Below are 10,841 nucleotides of genomic sequence, written 5' to 3' on the forward strand. Positions count from 1 at the left end.
TGTCCCTTTCCCCGCGTTCGGAAGCTCGCAAAACGAAAGCCTTCCCCGGGCGGGTTCGGCGCAAGGCGTCGGCTCCATTGTCTCGTATCTCATGGAGCCTAGCACGGATCCGCTGCCGGAAGGGATTAATCGGGCGACGGGCCGGGCGGATGACGCCCTCGCATGGTCGCCACCGCCCACGCGCACAGCTCACGCAGCACCTCCATGTCCACGTCCTCAAGCCGGCTGATGTAGAGGCAGGAGACGCTGGTCTTCACCTTGCCGATCCGCGCCATGAGATCGGGTCGCTCCGTGAAGCCCGGCATGATGTAGACGCTCAGGTTCGCCTTGCGCGGCGACAGGCCGATGATGGGCCAGTCGGCGGGCTTCTTCGTCGAGTTCACATAGGTGTAGCGGCCGAAGCCGATGATGGACGGGCCCCACATCACCGGCTGCTCTCCCGTGATCTCGGCCATCATGGCTGAAACCATGCGCGCGTCCTCTCGGCGGCGGGGCTGTTCGACCGCATCGATGAAGTCCTCAACCGAGGCGTCGGTGGGTTGGGTCTTCAGGTCCGACATGCCCGCATTCTACGCTTCCGGCCCCTTGCGCGCCATCACTTCTCCGCGCCTCCATCAGGCTCACGGGCTCAACGGGCGCATTGGCGCCCTGCCGGGATTGCCATATGAGTCACCGTCCAGGGCGAGAAGGGTCGTCACGGTCGCGCCGCAGTGGCGCGATGATCCAGCAATGAGGCCCGAGAGCGGCTAGCCGACGTGTTCAACCTGCTTCCCACATCCGCTGGTGCTGAACCGCTGAGGCAGGCCGTACTGGCTTGCCGCACGCATCTCATCGGGGCGGCGGTGTTCAGCGCCCTGGTGAACCTGCTCTATCTCACCCCCACCCTGTACATGCTTCAGGTCTATGATCGGGTGGTGCCGACCGGAGGGTTGACGACCCTCGTGCTGATCAGCGCCGTCGCCCTGTTCGCCCTGGCGGCCCTGGCGGCCCTGGACTGGCTGAGGGTGCGCATTCTGCTGCGGACCGGGCTGAAACTGGACCAGGCGCTGACCAGCCGTATCCTGGCGCGGACCGTGGACCTGCGGGGCGCGGCGCCCAATGTCCACGTGCTGCGCGAGTTCGACCATGTGCGGACGGCCCTGAGCGGTCAGGGGACCCTGGCGGTTCTGGACGCGCCCTGGACGCCGATCTTCCTGATGTGCTGTTTCCTGCTGCACTGGTCCATCGGCTTTCTGACCCTGTTCGGGGGGCTGGTTCTGTTCCTCCTCGCCTGGCTGAACGAGCGCGACACGCGCGAGCGCATTCGCCATGCTGCGGATTCCGCCAGCGCCGCCTATGCCGCACAGGAAAGCCTGGCCGCCCAGGCCGAGGTGGTGCGGGCCCTCGGCATGCGCGCCAACAGCATCGCGCGCCAGGCCGACGAACGGCGCCGGGCCGTTCAGCAGCAGGCGGACGCCAACATGGCGGGGGGGCGCTATACCGGGGCGATCAAATTCGTGCGGCTGACCCTGCAGTCTGCGGCGCTGGGCCTGGCGGGGTTCCTGGTGATCCGCGGACAGATGACGCCCGGCGCCATCATCGCCTCATCGGTGCTTCTCAGCCGGGCCGTGGCGCCCATCGAGCAACTGGTCGGGGCCTGGCCCGGTCTGGTGAAGGCCCATGCAGGGTGGCGGCGCCTGATCGAATTGTTTGACGCCACCGCAGATGTGGACCGCCCCCGGACCGCCCTGCCCGCCCCCAAGGGACAGCTGGCCGTCGAAAGCGTGTCGGTTCGCCTGACCGAGGCGGGCCAGTTGCAGTTGAAAGGCGCGAATCTGACCCTCGAACCCGGCCAGACCCTCGGTGTCATCGGGTCCAGCGGGTCGGGCAAGACCACCCTGGCGCGGGTCATCGCCGGAGCGCTGATCCCGACAACGGGAGCCGTACGCCTGGACGGCGCGGAATACAGTGCATGGGACAGCGACGCCCTGGCGCGCCACATCGGCTATCTGCCCCAGACGCCCAGCCTGTTCGCCGGCAGCGTGCGGGACAACATCTCGCGGTTCGCCGCCGCCACAGGCGCGCCGCCGGACGAGATCGATCGCGCGGTGGTCGAGGCGGCCCAGGCCGCCGGCGCCCACGACATGATCCAGCGGCTGTCCAAAGGCTATGACACCGAACTGGGCGCGTTCGGCGCCGGGCTGTCCGCAGGCCAGGCCCAGCGGGTGGCCCTGGCCCGCGCGCTCTACGGAGATCCGGTGCTGCTGGTGCTGGACGAGCCGAACTCGAACCTGGACCAGGACGGGGAATCCGCCCTGATGAACGCCATTCTGGCGGCGGCCAGACGGGGCGCGGCGGTGGTGATCGTCGCCCACCGCGCCGGCGTGCTGTCTCGGGTCGACAATCTGCTGGTGCTCAAGGACGGCGCGATCCAGACACAGGGGCCGCGTGAAGAGGTGCTCGCCCGCCTGAGAAGCGCCCGCGCCCCGACGCAGGGCGCGGCCAGCCGATGACGAAAGCCGCTTCATCCGCCGCCCAGACGACGCCGCAGTTGAGCCCTTCGCCCCGGTTCGAACTGTGGCTGGGCGGGACCATCATCCTCCTGTTCTTCGGGCTCTTTCTGGGCTGGGCGGCGTTCGCCCCGCTGGACGCCGGCGCCTATGCCCCGGGTCAGGTGGCGGTGTCAGGCAACCGGCAGGCGGTGCAGCACCCGGACGGCGGCGTGGTCGGCGCCCTCCACGTGGCCGAGGCGGACCAGGTGGAGCGCGGGCAGGTGCTGCTGGAGATCAATGCCGGCAGCCTGCGCTCGGTTGAGCGCGGCGTGGCGGGGCAGGTCTACGCCCTGCTGGCCCAGCGGGCGCGCATGGTCGCTGAACGGGACCGGCTGTCTGCCATTCCGACGCCCGAAGCGTTCGCAACCCTGTCGGGCGATGACCGCGTCCTGGCGCAAGAAGCGCTGACGCTGCAACAGCGCCAGTTCACCGCTCGGGGCGCGGGCCGGTCCACCGAAAGCGGCGTGCTGCGTCAGCGCATCAGCCAGCTAGAGGACCGCATGGGCGGCCATCAGAGGCAGCTGGAGTCCAACCGCGAACAGCAGCGCCTGATCCTGGAGGAGCTGGAGGGCATGCGCTCGCTGGCGGCGCAGGGCTATGCGCCGCTGAACCGGGTCAGGGCCCTGGAACGCACCGCTGCCTCGCTGGAAGGGGAGGAAGGCGCCCTGATCGCGCAGATCGCCGCCGCCCGCGAGCAGATCGGCGAGACGCGCCTGCAGATGCTGGGCGTGAACACGCGTCTGGACGAGGACGTGGCCGACCAGCTGCGCCAGGTGGAGGTCCAGCTGAACGAGCTTCAGCCGCGCCTTTCGGAGCTGCGCGCCCAGATCGCCCGCACCCAGGTGCGCAGCCCCGCGACGGGCCAGGTCGTGGGTCTGAGCGTCTTCACCCCCGGCGGGGTGGTGCAACCGGGTCAGGTGTTGATGGAGATCGTACCGGCGGACGCGTCACAGGTGCTGGTTGCCCAGGTGGACCCCGCCGACATCGACAGCATTCGCGTCGGGCTCGAGACAGAGGTTCGTTTCCCCGGCCTGCGCGAGGAAGTCCCCCCCATCGTGCGCGGACGGGTCACCAGCGTGTCCGCCGACAGCTTCACCGACGAACAGTCCGGCCAGAGCCATTTCCGGGTCGAGGTGGTCGTGCCGCCCGAACAACTGGCCACGCTGGGCCCGGCCGCCCGGGGCATCCGTCCCGGCATGCCGGTGGAGGTGGTCATCCTCCTGAGGAAGCGGACCGCCCTGTCCTATCTGGTGGAGCCCCTGACCCGGAACCTGTGGCGGTCCGGCAGCCAGCAATGAGCTAGGCCGCGTCCTTGGGCGTGAGGACATCGCCGACCGTGGGGCGGTCCTCGCTGAGCACCAGCGCCAGGTCGCGCGGACGCACAACCTCGCCGCAGCAGCCGCAGGCGATGCGGGGCTCCAGAGAGTGGCCGCAGGTCTTGTGGATCATGTCGACGCCGGAATCGCTGTCGCCATACAGGTGCTTGTTGCCCCAGGCGTGCAGGGTGACCAGCACGCCGTACAGTTCCTTGCCCCGGGCGGTGAGCAGGTACTCGTTGCGCGGCGGGCGCTCCGAATACAGGTGCGGCTCCAGCACCCCGTGAGCCACGAGCGTCTTGAGCCGCGCGGCCAGCACGTTGCGGGCCACGCCCAGACGCTCCTGCCACTGCTCGAAGCGGGTCACGCCCTGAAAGGCGTCGCGGATCACCAGCAGCGTCCACGGATCGCCGATCACCTCGAGGGTGGCGGCGATGGAGCAGCTCTGGCGGGAGTAGTCGGCTGTGCGTCCCATCATCACAAGGTGACGTTGCGGCAGGCTTTTGACAAGTGGGTTGCGATTCAACACCCATTAAATCAGTCTCGTTTGGCAACGGACATCGCAGCGTATGACGCGCCGCGGCGTTCCTGCGTCCCTCGACTTGCGGGCGGAGGCCTTCCGCCGGTCTCCGCCCGCCTTTCTGATATGTCGCTGCCCATGACCGATTCCGCCGACCATCCGCTGACCCGTGCCCTGGCCCTGACGCCCGCGGGCGAGGCCCTGACCGCCGAACTGTCGGGGGAGTTCTCCAACGGGCCCGTCGGGGCGCCGCCGGAGGCGGGCTTTCCGTTCGGCGGGCTGCTGGCGGCCCTGTGCGCGGGCGCCATGCGGCAGGGGCTGGGGATCACCGGGCCGCTGCGGACCCTGAGCGTGCAGTATCTGGCGGCGGCGAAATATGGTCAGGCGCTGACGTTTCGACCCCGCCTGCTGCGCGGCGGGCGCAATGTGGCCTATTCGGCGCTGGAGGCTGGACAGGGCGAGCGCCTGACCCATCACGCCACGGCCACCTGGGGGCGGGACGCCGAAGACGCTGTCGCCCTCACGCCCATGCAGGCGCCGCCCCCGCCGCTGGACAGCCTGGACCCGACGCGCACTCTGGTAGGGCCCCTGCGGCCGCGCTTCACTCAGCACGTGGAGTTCCGCTTCGACGGCGGGCCGAACATCCTGGGCGGCAACGAGGGCCGCGCCGTGGTGGAGCGGGTGTGGATGCGCACCAATGACGGGGCGCCGCTGGACGAGCTGCGCCTGTGCTACCTGCTGGACGCGCTGTATCCGCCGTCGTGGACCGCAATGAAGGCGCCGCCGATGATGACCACGGTGGACCTGCGCTACGACATCCTGGCCACGCCCACGCCCGAAACGGCCCCTGATGGCTGGGCCTTCTTCGAGTTCCGCATGCTGGATCTGGGTCTGGGCTGGACCGTGGACGACGCCACATGCTGGGGCGTCGACGGCACGCCGCTGGCCCTGTCGCGGCAGCGGCGCAAGCTGCTGTGAACCGGGCGCCCGCCTTTCGCCGACGCCGCCACGTGAATATATGAGCCGCAACAAGCCGTAACCGCTCAGGAGCCCGCCATGTCCGATCCCGTCGTCATCTGTTCGTTCGCCCGCACCCCCATGGGAGGCTTCCAGGGCGTGTTTACGGGCGTGAAGGCCACCGAGCTGGGCGCGACCGCCGTGAAGGCGGCGGTGGCGCGCGCCGGGGTCGAGGCGGCGCGGGTCGAGCAGATCGTGATGGGCTGCGTCCTGCCCGCCGGTCTGGGCCAGGCCCCGGCGCGTCAGGCGGCCATCGGCGCAGGGCTGGGCCGCCATGTGGAGGCCACCACCGTCAACAAGATGTGTGGCTCGGGCCTGCAGGCGGCCATGATGGCGCACGACGCGCTGAAGGCCGGAAGCGCCGGGATCATCGTGGCGGGCGGCATGGAGAGCATGACCGGCGCCCCCTACGTCATGGCCAAGCACCGGGGCGGGGCGCGCATCGGCCACGATGTGATCTCCGACACCATGTATCTGGACGGGCTGGAGGACGCCTACACCCCCGGCAAGCTGATGGGCGCCTTCGCCGAGGACGCGGCCCGGCAGTACCAGTTCACCCGCGAGGACCAGGACGCCTACGCCATCGAGAGCCTGAGCCGCGCCAACGCCGCCATCGCCTCGGGCGCCTTCGAGGCCGAGATCACCGCGGTGGAGGTGACCAGCCGCAAGGGGACCGAGACGGTCTCGGTGGACGAACAGCCCGGCAAGGCGCGGCCCGACAAGATCCCGACCCTGAAGCCCGCCTTTGCGAAGGACGGCACCATCACGGCGGCCAACGCCAGCTCGATCTCGGACGGCGCGGCGGCGCTGGTGATGACCCGCGAGAGCGTGGCGCGGGCGCTGAACCTGCCCATCGTGGCCCGGGTCGCCGCCCACGCGGCCCACGCCCACGAGCCGGGCCTGTTCACCACCGCCCCGGTCCCGGCCATGAAGAAGGCGCTGGAGCGGGCCGGCTGGAGCGCGTCGGACGTGGACCTGTGGGAGGTCAACGAGGCCTTCGCCGTGGTGGCCATGATCGCCATGCGCGAACTGGACATCGACCACGCGAAGCTCAACGTGAACGGCGGCGCCTGCGCCCTGGGCCACCCCATCGGCGCGTCGGCGCCCGGGTTCTGTCCACCCTGCTGTCGGCGCTGCAGCGCGCGGCGGCGGCAAGGGCATGGCGTCCCTGTGTATCGGCGGCGGCGAGGCCGTGGCCATGGCGGTGGAAGTGGCCTGACCGGCTAGTCCTCCTCGTCCTGCGCCAGATCGGCGGGGTCGAAATCATAGTCCAGCAGATCGCCGGGTCTGCACCCCAGCGCCGCGCACAGCCGCGCCAGGGTGCGGAAGCGGATGCCCTTGACCTTGCCCGAGCGGAACAGGGACAGCTGGGTTTCCGAAATCCCCACCTCGGCGGCCAGGTCGCGGGCCTTGATCCCCTTGCGGACGATCAGGCTGTCGAGGGTCACGCGCACCGGCATCAGATCATCGCGTCCAGCTCGGCCTGGACCCGCCCGGCGTGGTCGATCACCCGCCCCAGCAGAAACAGGGCGCCCCCGATCATGCCCAGGGTCATGCCGGCCACATCGAAATAGGCCCAACCACCTGTCCCGCCCTCGATCAGACGTATCAGGTTGGTGACGCCGAATACGCTCAGGAGACCGCCGAAGCCGAGGGCCAGACCAACACGCCGCAAGGCGTCGGACAGGGTGGGCTGGATCAGGCGACCCTTCGCAAGCTGCCCCATGGCGGCGCCGATGGACCAGATGGCGAACAGGTAGAAGGCCGTCGGCGAGACCCAGATCACCTCCGGCAGCCACCGGGCCAGATGCCCGGTCTCGCCCCGCAGGGCGAGGATCAGCGGAAAGACGAGATGCACGAGCAGCAACAGCCCGCCCACGCTGACCACCATGAACACGGCCAGCCAGCGGAACTGGGCGCATCGGCGCCGGTAGGCGGCGGGGTCAGTGGCGTTCATGGGTCATCCCGGCTGAATTTTCTTTAATCTTGACTTAAAAACTCTTCGTCCGCAACTTTAGCTTAGACTTAAAGGAAAAGGCGGATGACCCTGGCGATCGAGACCTGCGGACTGACCCGCCGCTTCGGCGGCCGGACGGCGGTTCAGGACCTGGCCATGCAGGTTCCGGCCCAGGCCGTCTATGGCTTTCTGGGCCCCAACGGCGCGGGAAAGACCACCACGCTGAAGATGCTGCTGGGTCTGATCCGACCCAGCGAGGGTCGGGCGCTGATCGAGGGGATCGATGTGGCGGCGGACCGGATGGGCGCGGCCCGCAAGGTGGGCGCCCTGCTGGAGGCGCACGGTCTTCACGCCAATCTGACCGGGCGCGAGAACCTGGAGATCACCCGCCGCCTGCTGGCCCTGCCGCGTGGGGAGACCGACCGGGTGCTGGAGGTGGTGGAGATGCGGCCGGACGCGCACCGCCGGGTGTCGGACTATTCCCTGGGCATGCGCCAGCGGCTGGGCATCGCGCGGGCGCTGCTGGGGGCGCCGCCGGTGCTGATCCTGGACGAGCCCACCAACGGACTGGACCCGGACGGCATCGCCGACATGCGCGGCTTTCTGGCGGGGCTGCCCGCACGGACGGGCGCGACGGTGCTGCTCTCCAGCCACCTGCTGAACGAGGTGGAGCAGACGGCCTCCCATGTGGGCGTGATCTTCGCCGGGCGGCTGGCGGTTCAGGGCCCGCTGGCGGACCTGACCGCGCGGGCCGCGCCGGGGCTGGACGTGGAGGTGGATCAGCCGGACCGGGCGCGGCCGCTGATCCTGGCCCGGGGATTTGATCTGGCGGAGGGCGACGGCCTGTCGGTCCGGCTGAGACCCGGCGATGACGTGCGCGCCGCGGCGGCGGGGCTGAATCGCGCGCTGGTGGAGGCGGGCATCGCGGTCTTCGCCCTGACGCCCCGCCGCCGCAGTCTGGAGACGCTTTATCGCCATGTGGCGGACCAGAACCGCCTGCCGACCGCCCACAAGGAGGCCGCCTGAATGCTGACCGCCCTGTCCGTGGAGCTGCTGAAGCTCAACCGCTCCCTGGCCGCGCTGCTGGCCGTGGCGGCGCCGGGACTGATCGCCCTGTTCATCTTCTTCAACCTGCTGCGCATGGACCAGGCCCAGGACTGGTTCATGGTGATGATGCAGGCCGCCGCCATCTGGGCCTATTTCATGCTGCCCATGGGCGTCACGGCCCTGACCGCCCTGGTCGCCCAGATGGAGCACGGCCCCCGCAGCTGGGAGCACCTGTTCGCCCTGCCGGTCCGCCGCTGGCGGCTGCTGGCGGCCAAGGCCGGCGCGGTGTTCCTGGTGGTCGCGGCCATGGAAGCGGCGGTTCTGATGCTGGCCGCCGGCGCGGGCGCCCTGGCGGGGCTGATCAAGCCCGGGATCGCGCCGACCGGCGTCATCGACTGGTCGGCCATGGTCTGGCTGCACGCCCGCATCTTCGCGGCGGGGGCCCTGCTGACCGCCATTCAGCTGTGGGCGGCGCTGCGGTTCAGGAGCTTCGTGCCGGGGCTGGTGCTGGGCATCGGCGGCACCTTCTTCGCGGTGGTCGCCACCTCCGCGAAGAACGGGGTGTTCATGCCCTGGCAGATGCCGGTCAATGTACTGGCGACCGACCCGGCGCGGGCCGACCTGGCGCTGATGCTGGGGCTGGGGGGCGGGGTTCTGGTCCTGGGCCTGATGCTGGCGCACCTGTCTCGTCGCGAGGTGGTTTAGTCTGGCCACCGGTGTCATGGGCGTTATGGTGGCGGCATGACCGCCGCCGAGATCGTCGCCCTGCTGAATCTTGAGCCCCATCCGGAGGGCGGCTGGTTCCGTGAGACGTTCCGGGACGCGGCCGAGGTCGCGCCGGGACGGGCGGCGTCCACGGCCATCCACTATCTGCTGGCGGCCGGGCAGCGCTCGCACTGGCACCGGGTGACCGACGCCGCGGAAGTGTGGAGCTTCAACGCCGGCGGGCCGCTGGAGCTGGGGATCGCCATGACGGGCGACGCGGCGCCGGTCCGTCATGTGCTGGGCCCGGACCTGGCGGCAGGCGAACGGCCCCATGTGGTCGTGCCCCCGAACGCCTGGCAGGCCGCACGGCCGCTGGGCGACTGGACCCTGGTCACCTGCACCGTGGCGCCCGCCTTCATCTTCGACCGTTTTGAAATGGCGCCGCCCGGGTGGACGCCGGGCACTGGAGATCCCGCATGACCCTTCACCGTCGCAGCCTGCTGACCGCCGCCGGACTGGGCCTGACCGCATCGCCGGTTCTGGCCCAGGCGCCCTGGAGCGAGGCGGTGCGGGCCGCCGCCGTGACGCCGCAGCGGGCGCCCGCCGATCCCGCCGAGACGGTGCGGCTGTGGCCGGACGGGGCGCCGGGGGGCGAGAACGTCACCGTGGTGGCCGAGGTGAACGAGCGGTCCGAGGATCCCGCCTATCACGACCGTTTCGCCGTCTACACCACCGACCCGATCATGACCGTGTTCCGGCCCGAGCGGCCCAACGGCGCGGCCCTGCTGCTGATCCCCGGCGGCGGCTATCGCTGGGCGGTGGTGGATAAGGAGGGCTACGACTGCGCACGGGTGTTCGCGGCGGCGGGGGTGACCTGTTTCGTGCTGCGGTATCGCCTGCCCGGGGACAACTGGGCGGCGGGGCCGAACGCGCCGCTGCAGGACGCCCAGCGGGCCATGCGGCTGATCCGCGCCAACGCGGCGCAGTACGGCGTCGATCCGGACCGCATCGGGGCGCTGGGCGCCTCGGCGGGCGGGCATCTGGGCGGCACGCTGGCGGCGCGGCACGGGGATGCGGTCTATGAGGCCGTGGACGCGGCGGATGCGGTGTCGGCACGACCCGACCTGTCGATCCTGATGTATCCGGTGGTGACCCTGACCGACCCGCACACCCACGCCGGGTCGCGCAGCCATCTGCTTGGCGAGAACCCGAGCCCGGACCAGATCCGCGACTGGTCGCTGGAGACCATGCCCCGCCGCGACACCCCGCCCACCTTCATCGTCCACGCCATGGACGACGGGGCGGTGCCGCCCGAGAACGCCATGATGCTGACCACGGCGTTGAGGGCCGCGAACGTGCCGGTGGAGACCCATCTGTTCGAGGAGGGCGGCCACGGCTTCGGCATCCGCCTTATCGAAGGCCGCCCCGCCGCCGTCTGGCCGGAACTGGCCCTGGCCTGGGGCGCGCGGCGCGGCTGGCTGGGCTGACGCCTGATCGGTCCAGGCGCCTCAGCCTGACATCATGCCGGCTCGGTGCGGTTCGCAAGACGGGCATGCTGCCGGGCCCACCAGTCGGCGTTGCTGCGCCGGAGAACGGCCAGCAGCCGACGTTTCTCAATCCGCTCGGCTTCGGCCTCCGCCTCTTCCAGGGCGCGGTCCAGCGGATCGATCGGCTCGGGTCGGGGCGGTCGGGGTCTGGCCATGGCTGTCTCCTGATCATCGGGCGCGCCAAGGCGCCGTCGGTGCGGG

General features: G+C 70.4%; 12 protein-coding genes and 1 pseudogene. 8 read left to right on the forward strand and 5 right to left on the reverse strand.

Features of this window, described 5'->3' with window-relative positions:
- Positions 1-125: 125 nt before the first annotated feature.
- The gene (locus tag MBEBAB_RS08730) at positions 126-560 is read right to left on the reverse strand and encodes a DUF1801 domain-containing protein (protein ID WP_021697602.1); all 435 of its coding nucleotides are present in this window, start codon (positions 558-560) and stop codon (positions 126-128) included.
- A gap of 195 nt (positions 561-755) precedes the next feature.
- On the opposite strand from MBEBAB_RS08730, the gene MBEBAB_RS08735 reads away from it, so the two are divergent.
- On the forward strand, positions 756-2,492 hold the full coding sequence (locus MBEBAB_RS08735) for a type I secretion system permease/ATPase (protein WP_052516776.1): 1,737 nt from the start codon (positions 756-758) through the stop codon (positions 2,490-2,492).
- On the forward strand, positions 2,489-3,829 hold the full coding sequence (locus MBEBAB_RS08740; protein WP_021697604.1) for an HlyD family type I secretion periplasmic adaptor subunit: 1,341 nt from the start codon (positions 2,489-2,491) through the stop codon (positions 3,827-3,829). The genes MBEBAB_RS08735 and MBEBAB_RS08740 overlap by 4 nt, the downstream gene beginning before the upstream one ends.
- 1 nt (position 3,830) lies before the next feature.
- Here MBEBAB_RS08740 and MBEBAB_RS08745 read toward each other — a convergent pair whose 3' ends face one another.
- Positions 3,831-4,322 carry a winged helix-turn-helix transcriptional regulator gene (locus tag MBEBAB_RS08745; RefSeq protein WP_045319099.1) on the reverse strand — a complete coding sequence of 164 codons (492 nt, stop codon included), beginning with the start codon at positions 4,320-4,322 and terminating at the stop codon, positions 3,831-3,833.
- 183 nt (positions 4,323-4,505) lie between these two features.
- Here MBEBAB_RS08745 and MBEBAB_RS08750 point away from each other — a divergent pair, with 183 nt between their 5' ends.
- Both MBEBAB_RS08750 and MBEBAB_RS08755 read left to right on the forward strand, forming a co-directional pair.
- A complete protein-coding gene (locus tag MBEBAB_RS08750) occupies positions 4,506-5,345 on the forward strand; it encodes an acyl-CoA thioesterase (RefSeq protein WP_045319100.1) in 840 nt (279 codons plus the stop codon).
- Between the two features lie 78 nt (positions 5,346-5,423).
- Positions 5,424-6,603 (forward strand): annotated as a pseudogene (locus MBEBAB_RS08755) (thiolase family protein).
- A gap of 4 nt (positions 6,604-6,607) precedes the next feature.
- On the opposite strand, the gene MBEBAB_RS08760 reads toward MBEBAB_RS08755, so the two are convergent.
- Together MBEBAB_RS08760 and MBEBAB_RS08765 are read right to left on the reverse strand one after the other, a co-directional pair.
- Entirely contained in the window at positions 6,608-6,844 is a 237-nt protein-coding gene (locus tag MBEBAB_RS08760; RefSeq protein ID WP_021697608.1) for a helix-turn-helix domain-containing protein, read from the reverse strand.
- Positions 6,844-7,341 (reverse strand): hypothetical protein, encoded by a 498-nt coding sequence (locus MBEBAB_RS08765; RefSeq protein ID WP_021697609.1) that lies wholly within the window; start codon positions 7,339-7,341, stop codon positions 6,844-6,846. Before MBEBAB_RS08765 ends, MBEBAB_RS08760 begins: the two co-directional genes overlap by 1 nt.
- 84 nt (positions 7,342-7,425) lie before the next feature.
- Between MBEBAB_RS08765 and MBEBAB_RS08770 the strand changes: the two genes are divergently transcribed.
- The 4 genes from MBEBAB_RS08770 to MBEBAB_RS08785 are packed head-to-tail and all read left to right on the forward strand — an operon-like array spanning position 7,426 to position 10,580.
- Complete coding sequence (locus MBEBAB_RS08770; RefSeq protein WP_021697610.1) at positions 7,426-8,367, forward strand: ABC transporter ATP-binding protein; 942 nt, start codon at positions 7,426-7,428, stop codon at positions 8,365-8,367.
- A complete protein-coding gene (locus MBEBAB_RS08775) occupies positions 8,368-9,093 on the forward strand; it encodes an ABC transporter permease (protein WP_021697611.1) in 726 nt (241 codons plus the stop codon).
- A 36-nt stretch (positions 9,094-9,129) separates the two neighbouring features.
- The gene (locus MBEBAB_RS08780) at positions 9,130-9,573 is read left to right on the forward strand and encodes a cupin domain-containing protein (protein ID WP_021697612.1); all 444 of its coding nucleotides are present in this window, start codon (positions 9,130-9,132) and stop codon (positions 9,571-9,573) included.
- Positions 9,570-10,580 (forward strand): alpha/beta hydrolase, encoded by a 1,011-nt coding sequence (locus tag MBEBAB_RS08785; protein ID WP_021697613.1) that lies wholly within the window; start codon positions 9,570-9,572, stop codon positions 10,578-10,580. The genes MBEBAB_RS08780 and MBEBAB_RS08785 overlap by 4 nt, the downstream gene beginning before the upstream one ends.
- Before the next feature lie 32 nt (positions 10,581-10,612).
- Here MBEBAB_RS08785 and MBEBAB_RS08790 read toward each other — a convergent pair.
- On the reverse strand, positions 10,613-10,841 hold a 229-nt coding region (locus MBEBAB_RS08790), incomplete at its 5' end, for a hypothetical protein (RefSeq protein WP_206771051.1).

It is taken from the genome of Brevundimonas abyssalis TAR-001, assembly GCF_000466985.1.
GTDB lineage: Bacteria > Pseudomonadota > Alphaproteobacteria > Caulobacterales > Caulobacteraceae > Brevundimonas > Brevundimonas abyssalis.

What these genes read in the sequence shown, in the direction of transcription:
- MBEBAB_RS08750 (WP_045319100.1), top strand. Translation starts at nt 4,506, where the DNA reads ATGACCGATTCCGCCGACCATCCGCTGACCCGTGCCCTGGCCCTGACG.
- MBEBAB_RS08740 (WP_021697604.1), top strand. Translation starts at nt 2,489, where the DNA reads ATGACGAAAGCCGCTTCATCCGCCGCCCAGACGACGCCGCAGTTGAGC.
- MBEBAB_RS08785 (WP_021697613.1), top strand. Translation starts at nt 9,570, where the DNA reads ATGACCCTTCACCGTCGCAGCCTGCTGACCGCCGCCGGACTGGGCCTG.
- MBEBAB_RS08775 (WP_021697611.1), top strand. Translation starts at nt 8,368, where the DNA reads ATGCTGACCGCCCTGTCCGTGGAGCTGCTGAAGCTCAACCGCTCCCTG.
- MBEBAB_RS08730 (WP_021697602.1), bottom strand. Translation starts at nt 560, where the DNA reads ATGTCGGACCTGAAGACCCAACCCACCGACGCCTCGGTTGAGGACTTC.
- MBEBAB_RS08770 (WP_021697610.1), top strand. Translation starts at nt 7,426, where the DNA reads ATGACCCTGGCGATCGAGACCTGCGGACTGACCCGCCGCTTCGGCGGC.
- MBEBAB_RS08745 (WP_045319099.1), bottom strand. Translation starts at nt 4,322, where the DNA reads ATGGGACGCACAGCCGACTACTCCCGCCAGAGCTGCTCCATCGCCGCC.
- MBEBAB_RS08760 (WP_021697608.1), bottom strand. Translation starts at nt 6,844, where the DNA reads ATGCCGGTGCGCGTGACCCTCGACAGCCTGATCGTCCGCAAGGGGATC.
- MBEBAB_RS08780 (WP_021697612.1), top strand. Translation starts at nt 9,130, where the DNA reads ATGACCGCCGCCGAGATCGTCGCCCTGCTGAATCTTGAGCCCCATCCG.
- MBEBAB_RS08765 (WP_021697609.1), bottom strand. Translation starts at nt 7,341, where the DNA reads ATGAACGCCACTGACCCCGCCGCCTACCGGCGCCGATGCGCCCAGTTC.